Annotated in this window: 11 protein-coding genes and 1 pseudogene; 6 read left to right on the forward strand and 6 right to left on the reverse strand. The window is 37.4% G+C overall.

What is annotated here, in order from left to right:
• Positions 1 to 11: 11 nt before the first annotated feature.
• Positions 12 to 1,268: a multidrug effflux MFS transporter gene (locus tag ACFIJW_RS02475; RefSeq protein ID WP_375633170.1), complete on the forward strand. Its 1,257-nt coding sequence runs from the start codon at positions 12 to 14 to the stop codon at positions 1,266 to 1,268.
• Between the two features lie 339 nt (positions 1,269 to 1,607).
• Here the strand turns inward: ACFIJW_RS02475 and parC are convergent, their stop codons facing one another.
• Both parC and aspS read right to left on the reverse strand, forming a co-directional pair.
• Positions 1,608 to 3,857, reverse strand: a complete 2,250-nt coding sequence (gene parC, locus ACFIJW_RS02480) for a DNA topoisomerase IV subunit A (protein WP_375633171.1) — start codon at positions 3,855 to 3,857, stop codon at positions 1,608 to 1,610.
• Positions 3,858 to 4,631: 774 nt separating this feature from the next.
• Complete coding sequence (aspS, locus tag ACFIJW_RS02485) at positions 4,632 to 6,425, reverse strand: aspartate--tRNA ligase (RefSeq protein WP_375633172.1); 1,794 nt, start codon at positions 6,423 to 6,425, stop codon at positions 4,632 to 4,634.
• Positions 6,426 to 6,557: 132 nt separating this feature from the next.
• Here aspS and rnd point away from each other — a divergent pair, with 132 nt between their 5' ends.
• Together rnd and ACFIJW_RS02495 are read left to right on the forward strand one after the other, a co-directional pair.
• Complete coding sequence (gene rnd, locus ACFIJW_RS02490) at positions 6,558 to 7,712, forward strand: ribonuclease D (RefSeq protein WP_375633173.1); 1,155 nt, start codon at positions 6,558 to 6,560, stop codon at positions 7,710 to 7,712.
• A 644-nt stretch (positions 7,713 to 8,356) separates the two neighbouring features.
• Positions 8,357 to 8,541: pseudogene (locus ACFIJW_RS02495) on the forward strand (DNA-binding protein).
• Positions 8,542 to 8,818: 277 nt separating this feature from the next.
• On the opposite strand, the gene ppx reads toward ACFIJW_RS02495, so the two are convergent.
• The gene (ppx, locus tag ACFIJW_RS02500) at positions 8,819 to 10,336 is read right to left on the reverse strand and encodes an exopolyphosphatase (protein ID WP_375633174.1); all 1,518 of its coding nucleotides are present in this window, start codon (positions 10,334 to 10,336) and stop codon (positions 8,819 to 8,821) included.
• 6 nt (positions 10,337 to 10,342) lie between these two features.
• The gene (locus tag ACFIJW_RS02505; RefSeq protein WP_375633175.1) at positions 10,343 to 12,523 is read right to left on the reverse strand and encodes an RNA degradosome polyphosphate kinase; all 2,181 of its coding nucleotides are present in this window, start codon (positions 12,521 to 12,523) and stop codon (positions 10,343 to 10,345) included.
• Positions 12,524 to 12,848: 325 nt separating this feature from the next.
• On the opposite strand from ACFIJW_RS02505, the gene ACFIJW_RS02510 reads away from it, so the two are divergent.
• Both ACFIJW_RS02510 and ACFIJW_RS02515 read left to right on the forward strand, forming a co-directional pair.
• A complete protein-coding gene (locus ACFIJW_RS02510) occupies positions 12,849 to 13,097 on the forward strand; it encodes a zinc-finger domain-containing protein (protein WP_375617781.1) in 249 nt (82 codons plus the stop codon).
• 52 nt (positions 13,098 to 13,149) lie between these two features.
• Positions 13,150 to 14,397, forward strand: coding sequence for an FAD-binding protein (locus ACFIJW_RS02515; protein WP_375633176.1), 1,248 nt, complete (start codon positions 13,150 to 13,152; stop codon positions 14,395 to 14,397).
• 191 nt (positions 14,398 to 14,588) lie between these two features.
• Here the strand turns inward: ACFIJW_RS02515 and dnaE are convergent, their stop codons facing one another.
• The gene (gene dnaE / locus ACFIJW_RS02520) at positions 14,589 to 18,056 is read right to left on the reverse strand and encodes a DNA polymerase III subunit alpha (RefSeq protein ID WP_375633192.1); all 3,468 of its coding nucleotides are present in this window, start codon (positions 18,054 to 18,056) and stop codon (positions 14,589 to 14,591) included.
• 414 nt (positions 18,057 to 18,470) lie between these two features.
• Here dnaE and recG point away from each other — a divergent pair, with 414 nt between their 5' ends.
• Positions 18,471 to 20,579 (forward strand): ATP-dependent DNA helicase RecG, encoded by a 2,109-nt coding sequence (gene recG, locus ACFIJW_RS02525; RefSeq protein ID WP_375633177.1) that lies wholly within the window; start codon positions 18,471 to 18,473, stop codon positions 20,577 to 20,579.
• A gap of 391 nt (positions 20,580 to 20,970) precedes the next feature.
• Here recG and glmS read toward each other — a convergent pair whose 3' ends face one another.
• Positions 20,971 to 22,794: a glutamine--fructose-6-phosphate transaminase (isomerizing) gene (gene glmS, locus ACFIJW_RS02530; protein WP_375633178.1), complete on the reverse strand. Its 1,824-nt coding sequence runs from the start codon at positions 22,792 to 22,794 to the stop codon at positions 20,971 to 20,973.
• Positions 22,795 to 22,886: the final 92 nt, after the last annotated feature.

The raw sequence follows: 22,886 nt of genomic DNA on the forward strand, positions 1-22,886 counted from the left end.
AAGGATGCCATATGTCATATTCAGTCGATGAACAAACGCATAGTGATGCGATTAGAAAAAAAATTGGCTATAAAGAATTTGTTATTCTTATTGCTTCGCTCATGGCTATTAACGCTATAGCTGTTGATATTATGCTGCCAGCTATGCCTAATATTTTAGATGGCTTAAATGTTCTCAATGAAAATGATCAACATTATATCATTTCGAGTTATCTTATTAGCTATGGTATTGCTCAAATATTTTTCGGTCCAATAAGCGATAGGTATGGACGACGTAAACTTATTCTTATTGGTCTTGCTTTTTATTCATTTACGGCGATTGGCTGTGCCTTTGTAACTGATTTTTCTCTCTTACTTATTTTGCGTATCTTACAAGGTATTGGAGGAGCTGCTATGCGGGTTCTTACAGTTTCCGTCGTACGTGATCTTTACAGTGGTCGAAAAATGGCAGAAGTTATGTCTATTGTTATGATGGTTTTTCTTGTTGCACCAATGGTTGGTCCCGCAACAGGACAGATCATTTTACTGCTCGGACATTGGCAATATATTTTTATTTTCATGGCAATGATTGGTTTCGGGTTGATGATTTGGATTCAATTCCGCTTGCCGGAAACTCTTTATGCGCAACGCTCTCTTTCCTTTTCTTCAGTCAAACATAATTTATGGATTGTAATAACCAATCGCACAACACTTTGCTATACACTAGCAACTTCGATTATTTTAGGCTGTATCTTTACCGCCGTTAATACATCACAACAAACGTATGAAGGGATCTATAATCTAGGACTTTGGTTCCCTATTGCCTTTGCAGTTGGTGCTGCATTTCAGGCTTTCTCATCATTCATGAACTCTCAACTCGTTGGACGCCTTGGAATGCGGCGTATTGCTCATACTATGCTTTTGCTCTTTTGTATCACTTCATGTGTATGGTTTATTGGCTCTATCTTAACAGATGGTATCCTTCCTTTTGCTTTTTACATGCTGTTATTCTGTATATTGATGTTTGCCTGCGGTGGCATTATGGCCAATTTCAATACACTCGCTCTCGAATCTGTGGGAGAAATTGCTGGAACAGCTTCTTCTGTATCCGGCTTTCTTCAAACATCTATCGGTGCAGGACTCAGCTTTTTTATTGCCCAACAATTTGATGAAACAACCATCCCAAACTCAGCAGGATTTTTCTTTCTGAGTCTCACTGCCATACTTCTCGTCTTATGGGCTGAACGTGGTCATCTTTTTAGGCAATATCATAGTAATCCTAACGAATAAATATTACTACGAAAGATTAATAACATCTCTCTTGAACAATAAGAAGATAAACCTATCAGACAAAATAAAACATCTCCAAATAGAACACTCTTGTGTTAAACATTCACATTGTTTGTTTAAAGGTACAACTCTCGAAATATCAAATCATTTCACGACAGCACCTATAAATGCTGTAATGTTAAAAAACAGTTTTGATTGATTTAACCTGAACAAGATCGAAATAGAAAAAACTTACGCTTTAGGTTTTTCGTTCAATATAAAAATAATAAATTATCTTTATAAATTAATATCTTACACAATCATAAAACCATAGGGAACTTTCCCGTGTATAAAATACATTTAATTGATAAATTTTCCTGATTTTGGAAATCCTCTTGGAACCAAACGCCCGACGCCCGCACGCATTCCCATCCATTCAATGAGATCATCAGCTTGACGGTTAAAGATTCGTTCAGCTGTATCTTGCCAACTTAAGCCTTCTGATAAATTAAAAGTCTTGGCATCAACAACAACACCTTCTTTATAACGCTGTAAACGAACACCCTTACCGCGATTCATTTCTGGTATTTGTTCAATAGAAAAAATAAGCATTTTACGGTTTTCACCGACTACAGCAACATGATCACCATTTACCGGAACACAAAGCTTTACCTTATCAGGAGCTTTCACATTCATCACTTGCTTTCCTTTTCGTGTATTGGCGATCACTTCTGCAGAAGAAACAATAAAACCATTACCGTGAGATGAAACCAAAAGCAATTTTTCCTCGGCGTGATGCACAAAAGCTGTGAGAACATCGTGCTCATCATCCATATCAACTAAGAGACGAATAGGTTCACCATGTCCCCGCCCTCCAGGTAAACTATTTGCACCAATAGCAAAAAACTTTCCCCCCGTACTGATCAGCACAATCTTGTCGGTCGTAAATGCTGGAAAGGCTAACTTTAAACTGTCTCCTTCTTTAAAAGAAAGTGCTTTATAATCGGTCAAATGTCCCTTCAAAGCGCGCATCCACCCCTTTTCAGAAATAACAATAGTAATCGGTTCTTTTTCGATCATTGCTTGTTGAATATCATCAAGATCATGTCTTGGTGCCTCTTCAAACGTCGTACGTCTTTTCCCCAAGAGTGTTTCAGGACCAAAAGTGTTTCGAACTTTTTTGATTTCTTCTGAAATTATTTTCCACTGTTTTATAGGAGAAGCTAACAAATTCTTTAGCTTTTCTTTTTCAGCTTTCAAACTTTCAAATTCTTTACGAATTTCAAATTCCTCAAGCTTACGCAAAGAACGCAAGCGCATATTAAGAATAGCTTCAGCTTGATTTTCTGTTAATTCAAAACGACTGATCAGCTTCTTTTTCGGTTCATCATCTTCACGAATAATCTGAATGACCTCATCGAGATTTAAATAGGCAATCAGATATCCATGAAGAATTTCCAATCGGCTATCAATTTGATCCAGCCGATAATGAGAGCGACGAATAAGCACTTCCTGACGATGTTCAAGCCATTGCTTCAAACTTTCTCGCAAAGAAAGGACATTAGGTATTTTTCCCAAAGACAAAACATTCAGATTAAGGGGAAATCTTACTTCAAAGTCAGTCAATTTAAAAAGAGACTCCATGAGGAGCTCCGGATCAACCGACCGATTTTTAGGAACCAGCACGATTCTGATATCTTCTGCTGATTCATCTTGGATATCCTCAAGCATTGGCAATCGGCGTGCAAGCAATAACTCTGCTGTTTTTTCAATAAGACGTGACTTTTGAATCTGATAGGGAATTTCAGTCACAACAATCACATAAGAACCACGGCTACCAGGCTCCTGATGCCAACGTGAACGCAAGCGAAAAAATCCACGCCCAACACGATAGGATTCCTCAATACTTTTTTTAGGTTCAACTAAAATTCCCCCCGTCGGAAAATCAGGACCAAGAACAAATTGATTTAATTCCTCATCATTTACATCGGGATGCGCAATCAAATGGAGTGCTGCATCACAAAGCTCAGCAACATTATGGGGGGGAATAGATGTTGCCATACCAACAGCAATACCAGAAGAACCATTTGCTAAAAGATTAGGGAAAGCTCCTGGTAAAACAACAGGCTCTTCATCTTCCTCATTATAGGTTAAACGAAAATCAATAGCATTCTCATTAATACCTTCAAGTAACAATGCAGCCACTTCAGTCATACGTGCTTCCGTATAACGCATAGCAGCAGCATTATCACCATCAATATTACCAAAATTGCCTTGCCCATCAACTAACGGATAACGAACAGCAAAACTTTGAGCCAAGCGCACCAAGGCATCATAAATAGACGCATCCCCATGAGGATGAAATTTTCCCATGACATCACCGACAATCCGCGCACATTTCGCATAAGACTGTCCAGGATTTAGTTTGAGAAGACGCATCGCATGAACAATCCGCCGGTGGACCGGCTTCAATCCATCACGTACATCAGGCAATGCACGGTGCGTAATCGTAGAAAGCGCATAAGCCAAATAACGTTCCTGTAAAGCAGAACGTAATTCTATTGGTTCAATATGTTCTTTATCAAAAGGTAAATTCATTTTATCAGACATAGTATTAAAACAACAATTCCCACAATAATAAGAAATTATTTTATAGGATTTATTTAATGAAATCTTCTATGAGTCGGCTTTTTTATTAAAAGTCAATTACATAAAAACAAACGCTGCAATTAGAACATGAATAGAAAATTATATCAATTTGAAAAATTTATACATATCCTTCCCCCTTGCCCTAAGTAATTTATTGAAAGCTTTGTCAAATCCGACGATAATTTAACTGCCCACAAAGAGTTATTTCATCTTTTCTGGAATGACAAAAGCAGCTTTCAAACATCATCTTTTATTATACAGATAAATTGTATAACAATCCCCTTCAGTTTTTCTATGAAAAACTAAAAAAATGTTCAAAGCTTATGAAATTTAAGCTTTTCAGAGTAAGTCGATAGAATGGAAAATCACATTATTCTCATAAAAACGAAGAGACACAATTCTCTGCTACAACGTTGTAAAAACTTCAATAAAAAAATAAATAATGTATTGACATGTAAAGATAATTTATTTTTTTTCAAATAAAATGAGACTCCCGAATATTATAGAATTCTTTCATTTCTAATTTATTCATGATCAAGCAATCATAATTATTTTCTCACCTATCACAAGGAGAAGAGTCTCTATAGAAACAAGCAATAAAAATGCCTCGTAAAAAATTAAACAATAGCGTTTTGCCTATCTAAATTTTACAAACAGTACACACACACCGATGCTCTTGAGAGGCATCAAAACTTCACTCTACGTAGAAAAGATGAAAACAATCCATTATCAACTTTATGAGCTATTTTTGTGAGTAGGAGCCATGCGGATTCCTAAATCACGTAATTGTGTAGGAGAAACATCAGACGGAGCACTCATCAAAAGATCAAGCGCCTGTTGATTCATAGGAAATAAAGCAACTTCACGCAAATTTTTAACACCTTGCAACAGCATAATGATGCGGTCAATTCCCGCAGCCATACCACCATGTGGCGGAGCCCCATAATGGAATGCACGATAAAGACCACCGAAACGATCTTTCACAACTTCCTTAGAAAGTCCTACAAGTTCAAAAACTTTAAGCATCATTTCTGGTAAGTGATTACGAATTCCACCTGATGCAATTTCATAACCATTGCAAACAAGATCATATTGAAAGGCTTTAATAGTAAGAGGATCTTGACAGGCAAGAGCATTTTCTCCCCCTTGAGGCATGGAAAAAGGATTATGTCCAAAATCAATCTTTTTTTCATCTTCATTCCATTCAAAAAATGGAAAATCAACAATCCACGCCAAAGAGAAACTATCTCTATCAAGAAGATCTAATTCTTCCCCTACCCTTGTGCGTGCTGCTCCGGCAAAAGATGAAAACTTTTTTGGATCGCCAGCTACAAAAAAACAGGCGTCCCCACTTTCAAGTCCAAGCTGTATACGGATTGCTTCAGTCCTCTGTTCACCAATATTTTTGGCGATAGGCCCTGCTCCTTCAAATTTTCCTTCTTCTTCACGCCAGAAAATATAGCCGAGTCCTGGTTGCCCCTCGCCTCGTGCCCATACATTCATACGATCACAAAAAGCACGACTTCCACCCGTTTTAGCTGGGATAGCCCACACTTGTGCATTCTCATCATTCGCTAAAATTTGAGCAAAAACTTTGAAACCAGAATTATAAAAATGCTGAGAAACATCTTCCATAATGATCGGATTACGTAGATCAGGCTTATCAGAACCATATTTTCGCATTGCTTCATCGTAGGAAATGCGAGGAAAGCTTTGTGTCACAGTTCTTCCATCTGCAAATTCTTCAAAAATAGAACGCATAATAGGTTCCATAGTTGCTAAAACATCTTCTTGCTCAACAAAACTCATTTCAACATCTAATTGATAAAATTCACCAGGAAGACGGTCGGCCCTTGGATCTTCATCTCTAAAACATGGAGCAATCTGAAAATAACGATCAAAACCTGACATCATCAACAACTGTTTATATTGCTGTGGTGCTTGCGGTAGCGCATAAAATTTCCCCTGATGAACACGACTTGGAACCAAAAAATCACGCGCTCCTTCCGGCGATGAAGCTGTCAAAAGTGGCGTCGTAAATTCCGTAAAACCATTATTTTGCATAGCCCGTCTCATAGCCGCAATAATTTCAGTCCGACGCATGATATTTTTGTGCATAGTCTCCCGACGCAAATCAAGAAAACGATATTTTAATCGAATATCTTCTGGATAATCAGGCTCACCAAAAACCGGTAAAGGAAGCTCATCAGATTTTGAAAGAATTTCTACCTCTTGTGCAAAAATTTCAATCTCACCTGTTGGAAGCGTTGCATTAATAACCTCATCAGAACGAGCACATACCTCCCCATCCACACGAATAACCCATTCAGAACGCACTTTTTCAATAAATTTAAAAGCTGGTGAAGCAGGGTCAGCAACAATTTGTGTGATTCCAAAATGATCACGTAAATCTACAAAAAGAATTCCTCCATGATCACGAACACGATGAACCCATCCCGAAAGACGAACTTGTGTTCCTACATCACATCTACGAAGAGCCGCACAATGATGACTGCGATAACGGTGCATGTTTTTTGCCTTTGATTATAATATTCACATGCGCTACAAACGCTTTTTAATAACCATTTGTCAAGATATGAGAATAAAAACTCAGAAATAAAGTCAATAAAGCACAAATTTAATTTATCGAATTATAATAAAATGATGAATCTTATTACACAAACAACAGATCTTGAAATTGCACTTAACGCTCTACGTACCTCTGATTTTGTAACAGTCGATACTGAGTTTATTCGCGAAACAACTTTTTGGCCTCAACTGTGTTTAATCCAGCTCGCATCACCAGATGTCACAGTTTTGATTGATCCCATAGCACCAAATATTGATTTACAACCTTTTTTTGACCTTATGATCGACAAAAAAGTTGTAAAAGTTTTTCATGCTGCGCGCCAAGATATTGAAACAATTTATCATCTTGGAGGTGTTATTCCCTCCCCTCTCTTTGATACACAAATAGCAGGATCATTTTGTGGATTTGGTGATTCTATCTCCTATGATCAAATTGTACAACGCTGCACGGGGCATCATCTTGATAAATCCTCCCGCTTTACAGACTGGAGTTACCGCCCTTTGTCTGAAAAACAACTGCTCTATGCACTTGCCGATGTAACTTACTTAAGAGATGTTTACCTGCTATTAAAAAAAAGGTTAGAAAAAAATCAACGTGCTCACTGGATGAACGATGAAATAACAATCCTTTTAAATCCTAAAACCTATGATATGCCAGAAGATGAAGCATGGAAAAAAGTGAAAGGAAAAATTAAAAAGCCACGTGAACTTGCTGTATTACAAAAGATAGCAGCTTGGCGGGAACGTGAAGCACGAAAATACAATATGCCACGTCGTCATATCATAAAAGATGAATGTCTTATAGAAATAGCAACCCAACAACCAAAAGATGAATCTGCATTAAAACGGTTGCGCAGTCTTAATAAGAATTGGGATAAACTCTCAATTGCTCAATCATTAATCAAAGCTGTCCACGAAGGATTAGAGGTGGATCTTTCTACTTTACCCCCCATTCCTAAACATAATCCACTCAATGATACGACAGCCGCTGTTATCGATCTGCTCAAAGTGTTATTAAAAATTGTTGCAAATGAAAACAGCATTGCCCCTAAAATTATTGCAACATCTAATGATTTAGAAAAAATTGCCAATGGAGGAATAAAGAAAAATATTCCCGCTATGAATGGCTGGCGCTATGAAATATTTGGACAAAAAGCCGAACAACTGCTAAAGGGCCAGATAGGGTTTTACTGTAACGATGGAAAAATAAGCACAAAACAGCTTTAATTTACATTTTCATTTTGAAAAATCCATTACGCTACTCATTATCTACATCAATTGGTATACCCTATAGGCCAACGCAAATAGGATAAATAAAGCCTACTTCTGACAAAGTTAAAAAATTAAATAGTAAACTCTTATTAAAATGATAGCTAAATCTTTATCAGGTCAATCAAATAGCAATCCCATTAAAAATAATCTAAAAAAACAAACAGCTCCTTATTTAAAAGTTTTGAAAAGAAAAAATTCTGATATAAAAGCGCATTCATTACAAAAATAGCAGCCTAGAAATAGGAACAAACAAAGATATAATGCCTCACGTCACCATATCGTATTAAAAAACTACCGAGATTGCAATCTAACAATCAAAAACAAGCCAGCATAACAACTAAAATACCTAACAAAAGCAATATATTGATTTCTAACGATAATCTAGCGTTATTTATATTGAATTAGACCTCCGAATATCGTAAGATTCTCTCATTTCATCTCAATAAGACTCATAAAGTTTCACATAAGAAATTATATGATAAAGCGCTGCTTTTTATAAAATAAACACCTTTCAAAGGATTCAAAAATCATGGTTAATAAATAGTTATGATTTATTTCTATTTTTTATATTGAAAGGATTTTATAATGACTGAAATGATATTCTTTTGACAGACCGTAAAAGTGCAAAACTGTTTCATATGAGTATTTCAACATTCCAGCGTCATGTAACCAATGGATCTCTCCCAAAATCTTTAAAACTTGTTTTTTATCGCGTTGGTTACAATCGAATCTTATCAAGATAATCGAGCAAGCTAAACAGAAACATTATAACGACGCAGCATAAAAAGAAAACCTTTTCACGTAAAAATGGACAAAACTTTTCATTTTCACATGAAGCTTATGAAGTGAAAAATCCATCCTGTGACGCAAATAACAGAATAAAAAATTATGTTTTCTTTTATGAATGCTCAGGCATTAACAAATGCTTTGCGTGGTGTCTAGCATGGGCGCGTCATGGAACAAGTCCTATTGTCCAGCTCATGATGATAGGCTACCTAGTTTATCCCTCGTCAATAGCCCTATATTATAAGACATAAAACACGAATAAATTAGGAAAAAAATCAAAAAATTTCAAAAGCGAGAGGTTGTTTTATTATTTTTGATAACTTCTGTAATCGTCCAAAAGGACGTTCTCCTAATAATCCAGCGTAATTCTTTGGGATCTGCAGGATAATATGATCTGCTTTTCTATGCCACAATAAATGAGGTAAAATTCCTGCAACAGAAGCACTGAAAAGATGAGCAATACGCATAGTTTCGCCAAGAATACGTGCTTTTTTAATTATATTTTGAGTTGCTAATTGAAAAATGGGAAGAGATTCTTTATCAACCAATAAACTCGTATTGCGAAAAAAAACAGCAAGCGCCGCGTAAAGGCGCCCTTCATGAGAAATTCCTGGATAAGATCCTAAAGCTATTTGATTTGCTGCTTCATTACCTCGATAATCTGGATGTATACGCCAACCAATATCCGCAAGAAGACAAGCGGCTTGACGATAACGGCATTCATTTTCCGTTTCTGAAATTCCAAAAACTTCAAAAGCATTCGTCGTAAAATCAATGAGTTCTTCTGCTTGTTTTGGTGAACGTGCCCGTAAAATAGCCATTTCTGTGCATGCTGCAATGAGAGGATCTGAAAGTCGAATCGCCTGCGGCAATCGTGAATAAAGAAAACCTTCACGAACGCCAGCACCAGAAAAGATTATCTTTTCAAACTCCATACACTGAATGAGTTCAATAAGAACTATTGCTCCATAAGATAAAAGTTTTCGACGGTTCTGAGAAACCGCTGCAATCCCTCTCATATTATCAATATTGCCACGTGCTACAAGACGTAAAAAGTTCTCCATTTCAACAGCATCAACTTCATAGCCATGCATAACAGGAAGCCGATAGTGTTTCATTGCCATATGGAGTTTTGCCAAATTACGCCATGTCCCCCCTACTGCATAAAAATAACGTGCTATACCTTTACGAGTACGAACAACAGACGATTTATAAAATTGCTCATGTACAATTTTTGTAGCTACAGCACTATCATTATTTGACATATACTGTAGCCTTAAACCACCCAATGGGAGCGTTATCCCTTCACCAACATCAGAATGATCAATATCAATCAGCTCAAGACTTCCACCACCAAGATCCCCAGAAATACCTTTTGGTTGATAAAAAGTAGACACAACTCCATATGCTGAATACATAGCTTCTTCACTTCCTGAAAGAAGATATATTTTATTTTGCAAAATATCTTCAGCATGCTGAATAAATGCTACGCCATTCTGTGCATCTCGTGCTGCTGCTGTTGCTAAAGTATAGACCTCATCTGCCCCAATCTGTCGACAAAGCGTACGAAACCGTTTCAGTGTTTGCAACGCCATTTTCATCGATTTTTCTTCTAAAAATCCTGTTTTCGCCACACCATGACCGAGACCACAAAGAATCTTTTCATTAAATAAAACTGTTGGTGATCGAACAAGCCCCTCATAAATAACCAACCGAACAGAATTTGAGCCAATGTCAATAACAGCAACAGGCTTACGCCCTTTTAACCGACCTTGAGCATCTCTATATGTCATTGGATTTTAGTCTTTATGTATTTCGGCTTGTTGCCGATGCAACGCAACCAAGCGCGAAACAGAAGACTCAAAAGACTCATTTTCCCCCGCAAAACTTGTATTGGCCATAAAATACTCCTGCGCATTAAATAGACTTTCACCTATCTGCGGTGTAATACGTTTTGATGTTCCATCCTTAAGTATATCAAAGCTTTGTTGATTATCAATGATATTAGCTAACATAATCTGTAAAAGAATTTTTTGACGCACTATTTTATTAAAAACCGGAACCAATATTTCAATACGATAATCCAAATTACGAGGCATCATATCAGCAGAGCCTAAGTAAACGAGTGCATTTTCATTAGGCAAATCTTGACCATTCCCAAAACAAAAAATGCGACTATGTTCAAGAAAACGCCCGACAATTGATTTTACACGAATATTATCCGAAATTCCTAGAATACCAGGACGTAAACAACATATCCCCCGCACAACCAAATCAATTTGCACCCCTGCTTGACTGGCACGATATAAAGCATCAATAATTTCAGGATCAACCAATGCATTAACTTTCATCCAAATAGCAGCAAACCTTCCCTGTTGTGCATGAACAATTTCTCCCTCAATATGCTCTAAGATACGACCACGCAATGTTAAGGGTGAAAAAGCAATCTTCATTGTTTCATTTGGACGCTCATATTGCGCAATATAATTGAACAATAACGCAACATCATGAGCGATATCATCATCCGTGGAAAAAAAAGAAAGATCGGTATAAGTTTTAGCGTTAATGGGATGATAATTTCCTGTCCCAAGATGAACATAAGAGCGAAGACGTTTTCCCTCACGTCTCACAGCTAATGACATCTTAGCATGCGTTTTTAATGCAATAAAACCAAAAATAACTTGAACCCCAGCACATTCAAGATCCCGGGCCCAACGAATATTTGCTTCCTCATCAAAACGTGCTTTAAGTTCTACCAAAGCAGTCACAGACTTTCCCTGTTCAGCTGCTTCAATCAAAGCGCCAACAATTGGACTATCATTTGATGTACGATAAAGTGTTTGTTTGATTTCCACAACATCAGGATCGCAAGCAGCTTGACGTAAAAATTGGACAACAACATCAAATGTCTCATAGGGGTGATGAATCACAATATCATTTTCACGAATAGCCGCAAAACAATCTCCTTTATGTTCACGAATACATTCTGGAACACGAGAAATATAAGGAATAAATTTGAGATCATCACGGGGAATAGAAACAATTTCTGATACCGTATTAAGCGCTAAAAATCCATCAAGAACATTAATACAATTATCAGGAACAGCGAGACTATTCGCTATAAATTGGCGTAAACTCTCTGGCATTTTTGCGTCAAACTCAACTCGAATAACCTGCCCACGGCGCCGCCTTTTAAGAGCAGTTTCAAAAAAATGAACAAGATCCTCAGCTTCTTCTTCTACTTCAATATCACTATCTCGGATTACTCTAAATGTACCAATTTCTTTAACCTCATAGTCAGGAAATACATATTTAATAAAAAGGCAAATAACATCTTCAGATGCAATAAAACGAAAATGATTGCCTTCTTGAGGAAGAAAAATAAAACGCCTTAAAAGCATTGAAATAGACAACAACACTGTGTGTGAGTTCTGATCAGTTTCTCCAGACAATTGAAGCGCAATAGAAAGCCCTAAATTAGGAATAAATGGAAAAGGATGAGTAGAATCAACAGGCAAAGGTTTTAAAACAGGAAAAATTGTCTCAAGAAAATATTTTTCAAGCCATGACTTTTCAATTTCTGAAAGATCATCAGAACAAATAATTTCAATATCATTCTTTTTTAATTCATCACGTAAAACATTCAATTCTCGTAGTTGGTGAGCCTGCAGCTTTGAAATCTCAGCTAATACAATATCAAGTTGTTCCTGTGGAGTGTGCCCATCTGCACTGCACGCTGTAACGCGAGCACGAATTTGAGCTGCTAGTCCTGCAACACGAACCATAAAAAACTCATCAAGATTTGCAGCTGAAATAGAAAGAAATTGTAGACGTTCTAATAAAGGATGTTTCGAATTAGCCGCTTCCATCAAAACACGATTATTAAATTGTAGCCATGAAAACTCTCGATTAATAAACCGTACCGGATTTTTCATTGTTATATTCGATATAGAAATTTTATCTACCACCCTCTGTTCCATATATCCTAAATAATTTTCTTTTACATTTTCTAAAATCCCTGACGAAATATCTCACATAATATTTGATAATATGTTATCATCATAATAATATATCAATGCCTAACTTCCCTCATCATTTTTCCATTTAATATTTTAGAATACTTGGAATTATTGCTATGCGCAAAGCACTAAAAGTAAAACAACTATTCTAATATAGCATAAAAGAAGAGAAATTTGTCTTAAAAAGCAGCTTGCATTATTCTACGCTTTATTACAAACTCACGCCTATAAAATAGAAGAGCCCAATCATAGCTGATGAGAAAATTTATTCTGGAGTTTGTACGCCATGTCTGATCACAACATTCCTCATTTTCAAAATGACCTTGGATATAAAACAATCGAAATTGGTGTGAAAGAATTTATGTGTGTAGGCGCTACACAACCATTCGATCATCCTCATATCTTTATCGATATGGGAACAGCAGATGAGAAAATTTGCCCTTACTGCTCAACCCTTTATCGTTATGTTCCCTCACTATCATACAATCAAACAAACCCAACAGGATGCTTATATAATCCAGAAAAGCTATTATAATTGCGTTTTTTGGCTTTCTTAATAACTACTCTTTTAATTCTGCTTGTTTAATATGAAATCATTTGTAGAACAATCACCCATCATCGTTGGGGGAGGAATTGCTGGTTTAAGCACCGCTTTAGCACTCGCTCATAAAGGAATTGCAAGCACCATTATCGAAAAGTGTAAGCAACTTGAAACGATAGGCGCTGGTATTCAACTGACACCAAATGCAACATCTATTCTTGCTCGCTGGAAACTTCTTAACAAACTCTCTGAAGTCGCGACAATCCCACATTTTTTTGAGTTAAAAGATGGATTATCTTTAAAAATACATCTACGGGCTCATCTTATTAATCTAACAGAAAAATATTGGAAAGCCCCTTATCTGACGATTCACCGCGCGGCTTTACAAAAAATTTTATATAATGCAGTGATTGAAAATCCTTTGATCAAATACAAAGCAGGCGAAACGATTGTATCTTCTACCCAATCTGCAAGCAACATTAAAATCACGACAATAAAAACAGATACGGCAACAGAACAGCTTTATTCAACGCCCCTCCTGATCGGATGTGATGGCGTTTGGTCAACATTACGGCAACAATCTCCTTTTCATGAAAAAGCAAATTTTAGTGGCTTTATTGCTTGGCGTGCAACAACAACATCTGATAATCTTCCTCAAAACTTTCGTTCTTCATTGCAAAATATGAAGACAATTACGGCTTGGATGGGATCAAAAAATCATCTTGTTGTCTACCCCATTCAATCGTCAGAAAAAATTTTTAATTTTGTCGCCATTACGCATGGAGAAAATTCAAAAGAAGGATGGGCCCATAAAGGAGATAAAGAAAAACTCAAATCTCTTTTTAAAGATTGGAATTCAAAAATCTTAGAAATCTTTGATCATATTGATGAATGGAGCTATTGGCCACTCTTTCAAATGAAACAAAATCGTTTTATCGGTTTAGAGAGACAAGTATTTGTTGGCGATTGCGCACATGCTGCCTTACCTTTTGCAGCACAAGGTGCCGCTATGGCAATCGAAGATGCCGCCACATTAGCAAAAGCACTTTCATTGAAAGATTTTTCATTAACGAAAGCACTTTCGCTTTACGAAACAATACGCACCCCCCGTATTGCAGCAGTAAAAAAACGCGCAGATTTCAATAGATTAGCCTATCACGCAACCGGTCCCATAGCAATTGCACGCAATCTCATGATGAAAATTCGTACACCAGAGAGCATTATGTCAGATCTCAATTGGCTTTACATGTATGATGCGATGAATTCTATAAAAAATAATGATAAAAATTTATAAAATTCTTCCGGCACTTTGAATATTACGAAAGAACGAGATTTTTTTAATTTTATGACACTAAAAAATATCATAATTTACTCAAATAAAAGCAATATTTTTCGAAATCTACAATCCGATTTTAAAAGCTCAATTTTTAGCTCTCCTAAAAGCAAAAACACCACTCAAAATCAGCTCCCATCTTTAATCTTTCTTTAACTCAATTCTACATCAACAACACCCTGAATTAATTTCATAGCATTTGCGACATGTGAATTTACCTTATATCGCTTAGGAAGCGCAATTTCGACTTCTCGCAATTCATCCTCTTGAATTAAAATAAGCCCAACCTCTCCATTCCCCCCAAGATTTAAATTTTGTTCAATTTGTGGAAGCATATCAACTGTTTTTATAAAGAGACGCATCATTTTATGCTGTTGTAATGATTCATTTTCCAAAGACTGAATTGTTTCAATTCGCAAACTAACTCCTTCAGAACGATTTTCTGCGCTCACCGTAATAATAAAAGATTTTCCGGGTTCTAGCATCTCTTCATAATCCGAGAGTGCCTCAGAAAAGAGAACTGCTTCATATTGTCCACTTGTATCAGAAAAATGAATAATTCCCATTTTTTTACCAGATTTTGTTTTGCGCACGCTTTTTCCCACAACAGTTCCAGCAAGCCGTGCAGCTGTTGCTCCCCCTTTAACGGCATTGGCAAAATTACCCCAAGTCTGAATGCGTTTTTTGTCCAGAATAGCTTGATACTCCTCCAAAGGATGCGCAGAAAAGTAAAAACCTATAGCTTGAAATTCTCGATAAAGTTTCTCAGCCGGCAACCAAGGGGTTGTTTGCGATAAAATCAATGGTTCTTTTAATCCGCCTGCCATTCCAAATATATCAACCTGCCCGCTAGAATTGTCATCGAGAATACGAAGTGCACGCGCATGAAGGGTTCCAAGATTGGCTAATAAAACCTCACGTGCAATGTTAAAACAATCAAAAGCACCAGCACAAACTAAACTTTCCATCGCACGCTTATTAACAATACGAGGATCAACGCGCGCACAAAAATCTTCCAAATCCTTAAAAATCTTATTCCCACGACAAGAAACAATATGATCTACAACAGTTTCTCCCACACCTTTAATGGCAGCAAGAGAATAATAAATACTGTTATCACCAACCTCAAAAACACGATGAGATGTTTGTATAGAAGGTGCAATAACTTCAATACCCAACCTTAATGCTTCGCGTCGAAAATCATTGAGCTTATCTGTATTCGTCATATCATATGTCATTGAAGCAGCTAAAAACTCAACGGGATAGTTTGCTTTCATATAAGCTGTTTGGTAAGAAACAATTGCATAAGCAGCAGCGTGCGATTTATTAAAACCATAATCGGCAAATTTTGCTAAAAGATCAAAGATAATATCAGCTTGATCTTTATCCACACCACCTGCAACAGCTCCATTGATAAAACGCGTACGCTGTTTTTGCATTTCAGCATGAATTTTTTTCCCCATAGCACGACGTAGTAAATCAGCTTCTCCAAGCGAATAGCCAGCAAGAACCTGAGCAATCTGCATCACCTGTTCTTGATAGACAATAACACCTTGTGTTTCTTTAATCAGATGATCTATCTTAGGATGAATAGAAGAAATTTCCTCTTCCCCATGTTTGCGTGCATTATAGGTTGGAATATTCTCCATTGGACCTGGACGATAAAGTGCAACCAGCGCAATAATATCTTCAATACGGTCTGGCTTCATTCCAATCAACGCCTTGCGCATACCAGAACTTTCCACCTGAAACACGCCAACCGTTTCACCACGTGCCATCATAGCATAGGTTGCTTCATCATTTAGAGGAATATTTGATAAATCTATTTTAGTCCCCTTTCTGGCAACAAAATCGACTGCCATTTTCAAAACAGTAAGCGTTTTTAATCCAAGAAAATCAAATTTTACCAGCCCCGCCTGTTCCACATATTTCATGTTAAATTGTGTAACAGGCATATCAGAACGAGGATCACGATACATCGGGACAAGCTCCCAAAGTGGACGATCTCCGATAACAATCCCAGCAGCATGAGTTGAAGCATGACGATAAAGTCCCTCCAACTGAAGTGCTATATCTAATGTGCGGACAACAACGGGATCTTTTTTCTTTTCCTCTTCAAATTTAGGTTCATCCTTAATAGCATCAGCTAATTCTACCTGACTTCCTGGCGTGGCAGGAATTAATTTTGTAAGATAATCCACCTGACGATAAGGAACTTCTAAAACACGCCCCACATCACGCAAAACTGCACGTGCCTGTAACTTACCAAAGGTAATAATTTGAGCAACTTGATCACGTCCATATTTTTTTTGAACATATTGAATAACTTCTTCGCGCCGCTCTTGACAAAAGTCGATATCAAAATCTGGCATCGAAACACGATCTGGGTTGAGAAAACGTTCAAAGAGAAGAGAAAACCGCAAGGGATCCACATCAGTAATTGTCAATGCATAAGCAACAAGTGAACCAGCACCAGAACCCCGTCCTGGTCCAACGGGAATGTCATGAACCTTTGCCCATTTTATGAAATCTGAAACGATAAGAAAATATCCAGAAAATTGCATACGCGTAATAACTGAAATTTCATAATCAAGCCGCTGTTCATAATCTGCAATCGTATACCCTTCAGCCAACCCTATTGTTTCAAGCCGCATCTTCAAACCAGCTTTAGCCTGATTTAACAACTCACTATCTTCTATTTCTAAAGTAGTTTCTGAATTAACAGATTGTTCTATAAAACGAGGCAATATCGGTTTTCGAAGAGGCGAGGCAATATGACAACGCAATGCAATTTCAACACTATTTTCCAAAGCTTCTGGAAGATCAGAAAACAGTGTAACCATTTCATCTTGTGACTTCAAATAATGATCTGGCGTCACACGTTTGCGATCTGGATTAGAGACAATTTGTCCTTCTGAAACAGCCATCAGCGCATCATGCGCTTCATACCCTTCTCTTTTCAGAAAAAAGGCTTCATTCGTTGCAACAAGAGGAATTTCATGCGCATAAGCCAATTCAATAAGATCAGCTTCTACACTCCGGTCATAAGAACTATGCCGTTGTAACTCCACATAAAGACGATCCGCAAAAGATTTTTTCAAATAAATTAAGCGCTCAACAGCGTGTTCTTTTTTCTCTTCCGCCAAAGAAAGATTAATAGGTCCTCCCTTTCCACCCGTTAAAGCGATTATTCCTTCACTGTGTTCTGACAACCAATCAGCTTTAATATGAGGAGGATCAGTATCACACTTATCAAGATAAGCACGGCTCACAAGACGAACCAAATGAGCATAACCGGTTTCGCTAGCTGCCAAAAGAACAATAGAGCAAAAATCAGAAGGATTACGCCATTTAGCCAAACGTGAATGATCATTTTCATCACAAAAATCAACAGTAAGCTGACAACCAATAATAGGTTGGACCCCATGAGAAAGACAATGCTGTGAAAATTCCAAAGCACCAAATAAATTATTGGTATCGGTAATAGCAACCGCTGGTGCATGATCTGAAATCGTCTGTTGAATAATTTGGGGGATTTTTAAAGCCCCTTCGAGCAAGGAATAAGCTGAATGCACTCTCAAATGAATAAAGCGAGGAAGAGAATTTTTGTTCTCTTGCATTTGCATTTTATTTTTTACCACTCTCACAATTTCCCACTACAAAATAAATGCTAAACAGCAGCCCTTATAAAAGAAAAAACTTCTGTTTATCATCAAACTTTAAAGCTATAAATTCATCATCCTACATAGGAGCAATATCCCAATTTTATTAATATTTATAAGAGAGTTCTATCAAGAAAATGCTTCTATTCACAGCAAATAAACACCTAAAATAAAAAGAAAAACAATATACCTCATCTAAGCACTTTAATTTTTGACCATTTATTTGACCATTTAATTGTATTTTTCTTTAAATATTAATTTCTCTTCCTAAAGTTCAATGTGTAAATAAAGCAACCTCCTCTTTATGACTTTATCCCCAAAAAGCTCTTCTAAAGGTCTAGAAAAAACAAAAAGGGCAGGTTAAATTTGCTCATGCCTCCAAGTCTTCTTACCCCACTTTTTAATTCTATCCGAACTCTTTCTGGTATTACACCTAAAGTCTATGGTTTATTGACCAAACTCTTAGATGTTAATCCCACACAACGCGAAGCAACCCTTATTGACCTTCTTCAATTAATGCCCCATTCCGTTATAGACCGCAGAATGCGTCCCAACATTACTTGTGCAAAAGAAGGAGATACTGTTACGCTCGAAATTATCATCGATCAGCATCAACCACCACCCCGTGGTCACAACCGAATTCCCTATCGTGTTATTGCCCATGATCAGACAGGAAAAATAAATTTAGTCTTTTTTCATGCTCAACCTCTTTGGCTAAAAAAACAACTCCCCGAAGGAAAAAAAGTCATTATATCAGGAAAAGTTGAATGGTTTAATGGACAGCTTTCAATGGCGCATCCAGACTATATTGCCCCAAGCGAACAATCAAATCAGATACCTCTCATCGAACCTGTCTATCCCTCTACTGCAGGACTAACTGTAAAGACACTAAGACGCGCCATACAAAACGCTCTTGATTTTATTCCTCTTCTACCAGAATGGATAGATGAAAATGTAAAAAAGCAGCAAAATTTTCCTTCTTTTTCTGTTGCTTTACGCCGTATCCATGCGCCCATTAACCCCAATGATCTATCCTTAGAAAGTACAGCACGCAAACGTCTTGCCTATGATGAATTGCTCGCTTGTCAATTGGCACTAGGACTCGTGCGTTTGAAAACTAAATCTCTTGTTGGCACTTCTCGACCATCAACAGGAATTTATACTAAAAAATTGCTCAATATCCTCCCCTTTCAACTCACAACCGGACAAAAAAAAGCAGTAGAAGATATCGCAAATGATCTTGCTTCACCAGAACCGATGCTAAGACTACTTCAAGGTGATGTAGGCGCAGGAAAAACTGTTGTTGCATTGATGGCAATGGCACAAATTGCTGAAAATTCAGGACAATCAGCTTTAATGGCACCAACTGAAGTGCTTGCTAGGCAACATTTTGCCACCATCGCTCCTCTTGCCAAAAAGGTCGGATTACAAACAACGCTTTTAACAGGACGAGAAAAAGGGAAATTGCGGACAAATATCGTGAATGATATTCTGTCAGGTCAAGTTTCTATTGTCATCGGAACCCATGCTCTCATACAAAACAGTGTTACTTATAATAATCTCGCTTTAACCATTATCGATGAACAACACCGTTTTGGTGTCCATCAACGTATCGCTCTTACAGAAAAAGGTAATAAAGCTGATATGCTGGTTATGACCGCCACGCCCATTCCGCGCACACTTGTCTTAACAGCTTTTGGTGATATGGATGTATCTAAAATTACCGAAAAACCAATGGGACGACAACCCATTACAACAGCAACGCTTTCTTTGAAACGTCTTCATGAGCTTATAGAGAGAATCGCAATTGCATTAGAAAAAGGAGAGAAGCTCTATTGGATTTGTCCTTTAGTGGAGGAATCGACAGCTCTTGATCTCACTTCAATTGAAAACCGCTTTGCATTTCTCCATGAGTGCTTTGGAGCACACGTTGGTATGATCCATGGAAAAATGTCTACAGCAGAAAAAGAAGCCGCTATGGCATCTTTTAAATGTGGAAATACACGTATTTTAGTTGCAACCACAGTCATTGAAGTGGGAGTAGATATTCCAGATGCTTCGATCATTATCATCGAACACGCGGAACATTTTGGCCTTTCACAATTGCACCAATTACGTGGACGTGTAGGACGAGGCGATAAAAAATCTTCCTGCATTTTGCTCTATAAAGATCCACTGACTAAAACAGCAGCAACACGCCTTAATATTATCCGCAATACAGAAGATGGTTTTGAAATCGCTGAAGAAGATTGGCGCCTACGAGGCGAAGGAGAGCTTTTAGGTACAAAACAATCCGGAGTCCCAGAATTTCATATAGCAAACCTTGCTGTTCATAGCGATCTTTTGTCAATGGCAAGAAAAGATGCTCGTTTATTTTTACAACGCGATCCTCATCTTTCTTCTGAGCAAGGACAAGCTTTACGGTTGCTCCTTTATCTTTTCGGACACAACGATGCTGCACGCCTCTTACGAGCAGGATAATAAAGACCCTCTAATAAAAAACTTAAATACTTTTCTGTTTAAATATGGTTTTCTCTCTTAGAATTACCCATAAATGATCTACGCAGTCTCTTACCATCTTTATGCTTCATGAACGAATAATAAATCAACAGCACTATCTTCTCTCTCAATCTGAATTATTCTTGCATTAAAACAGTAGAAGCAATATTGCGTCTTTTTTTACCATTATGTTCACATAGCTGATCCATTTTTTGATAGGTAAGAAGATATTTTTTGTTTTATCGTAAAGGATTGAGAAAGAAAAAAACTGTCTACAGCATTCTCGTTCAACAGAGAAAAATGGAAAAATAAGCTTTATTATAAATCAATTTCTTACACTTGATTATTCTTCAAAAGATTCAAAAATATACTTTTATTCAACCGTGACTGATTTTGCTAAATTACGGGGTTGATCAACATCTGTTCCTAATAAAACAGCCGTATGATAAGCGATTAACTGAACAGGGAGTGCATAAATAATAGGAGAAATAAATTCTGGAACATCTGGCAAAGTGATCGTTGATAAAGTCTTAAGAAAAGCCACCTCTGCTCCTTTTTTATCGGTTATTAAAATAATACGACCATTACGCGCTACCACTTCTTGCATATTAGAAAAAGTTTTTTCAAACCACCGATCATAAGGTGCAACAACAATAACGGGTATTGTCTCATCCACCAGAGCAATTGGTCCATGCTTTAATTCACCTGCCGCATAACCTTCAGCATGAATATAAGAAAGCTCTTTCAGTTTAAGAGCTCCCTCCAAAGCAATCGGATAAGAAGTTCCACGTCCCAGATAAAGAACACTTTTTGCATTCACCAAATCACGACAAATACATTCAATTTTTCTCTCTAATTTTAAGACCTCATTTAAAATACGTGGAACTTCTGCCAACTGTTGAACCAGTTTCTTTTCCATTTGAGCCGAGAGATAGCCACGTTGTTTAGCAGCACTAAGAGCGAGTGAAGCAAGCGTTGCCAATTGACAGGTAAAAGCTTTTGTTGAAGCAACACCTATTTCCGGTCCGGCAAGTGTTGGGAGAATAAAATCAGCCTCCCTTGCCATTGTTGATTGCTCTACATTCACAATTGTTGCTGTTTTTACACCCCGCTCACGACAATAACGCAAAGAAGCCAATGTATCAGCTGTCTCACCAGATTGAGAAACAAACAGCGATAACACATCAGACGTTATAGGAGGTTCACGATAACGAAACTCCGAAGCAACATCATTATCAACACTTAAAGCGGCAAATTTCTCAAACCAATAGCGCGCAACTAAGGTTGAATAATAAGCCGTTCCACAACTCGCAAAAAGAAGCCGATGAATATTTTTCCAATCAATCAAATTCTCAAGCGGTCTAACGACATAATTTCCAAGGTCAAGATAATGCGCCAAATTATGAGAAATCACTTCAGGTTGTTCAAACATTTCCTTGTGCATAAAATGACGATGATTACCCTTAGAAATCAATAAAGCCCCTTCGAGTAATGTCGTCACAGGACGTTTTACCGGTTGGTTGTTAGCATCATAAATTGTAACACCCTCCCGTGTGAGAACAGCCCAATCCCCATCTTCCATATAGCTAATATAATCAACGAATGGTGCCAAAGCAATCGCATCTGAACCCACAAAAAATTCATCTTTTCCATAACCAATTGCCAGAGGTGGACCAGAACAAGCAGCAATCATAAGGTTATCTTCACCTTCGAAAATAAGAGCAATAGCAAAAGCCCCCTGCAGCCTTTTCCAACTAGTACGCATAGCTTCTTGCGGAGAAAGACCATCTTTTAATGCACGCGTTATTAAATGTGCAATAACTTCCGTATCCGTCTCTGTTTCAAAGATACAACCATCCTCTATGAGTTCCTTTTGCAATTCTACAAAATTTTCAATAATACCATTATGAACAATCGCAAGCTTTTCAGTCACATGGGGATGCGCATTGCGTTCAACAGCAATTCCATGCGTAGCCCAACGGGTATGACCAATCCCTAAACTTCCCTCCAGAGGTGTTTTTTTTAATTTTTCTTCTAAATGAACAAGCTTCCCCTCAGCACGTACACGATAAAGATGCCCATTATGGACTGTTGCCACCCCAGATGAATCATACCCTCTATATTCAAGACGTTTTAACCCCTCAACCAAAAAGGACGTAACACACCTCTTTCCAAGAATTCCAATAATTCCACACATTAAAAAGCTCCAACCCTCATCTTAAGATTTAAATCTTATAAAACAATCCAACAGCCTTTATTTAAAACTATAAATAATAAAATAATTCAAAC

It is taken from the genome of Bartonella sp. MM97QHHN, assembly GCF_042194285.1.
In the GTDB taxonomy this organism is placed as follows: Bacteria; Pseudomonadota; Alphaproteobacteria; order Rhizobiales; family Rhizobiaceae; genus Bartonella.

Excerpts from the sequence above, each read along its gene's own strand:
- ACFIJW_RS02510 (WP_375617781.1), top strand. The coding sequence starts at position 12,849 with ATGTCTGATCACAACATTCCTCATTTTCAAAATGACCTTGGATATAAA.
- ppx (WP_375633174.1), bottom strand. The coding sequence starts at position 10,336 with ATGACATATAGAGATGCTCAAGGTCGGTTAAAAGGGCGTAAGCCTGTT.
- glmS (WP_375633178.1), bottom strand. The coding sequence starts at position 22,794 with ATGTGTGGAATTATTGGAATTCTTGGAAAGAGGTGTGTTACGTCCTTT.
- ACFIJW_RS02515 (WP_375633176.1), top strand. The coding sequence starts at position 13,150 with ATGAAATCATTTGTAGAACAATCACCCATCATCGTTGGGGGAGGAATT.
- aspS (WP_375633172.1), bottom strand. The coding sequence starts at position 6,425 with ATGCACCGTTATCGCAGTCATCATTGTGCGGCTCTTCGTAGATGTGAT.
- dnaE (WP_375633192.1), bottom strand. The coding sequence starts at position 18,056 with ATGCAAGAGAACAAAAATTCTCTTCCTCGCTTTATTCATTTGAGAGTG.
- recG (WP_375633177.1), top strand. The coding sequence starts at position 18,471 with ATGCCTCCAAGTCTTCTTACCCCACTTTTTAATTCTATCCGAACTCTT.
- parC (WP_375633171.1), bottom strand. The coding sequence starts at position 3,857 with ATGTCTGATAAAATGAATTTACCTTTTGATAAAGAACATATTGAACCA.
- ACFIJW_RS02475 (WP_375633170.1), top strand. The coding sequence starts at position 12 with ATGTCATATTCAGTCGATGAACAAACGCATAGTGATGCGATTAGAAAA.
- ACFIJW_RS02505 (WP_375633175.1), bottom strand. The coding sequence starts at position 12,523 with ATGGAACAGAGGGTGGTAGATAAAATTTCTATATCGAATATAACAATG.
- rnd (WP_375633173.1), top strand. The coding sequence starts at position 6,558 with ATGATGAATCTTATTACACAAACAACAGATCTTGAAATTGCACTTAAC.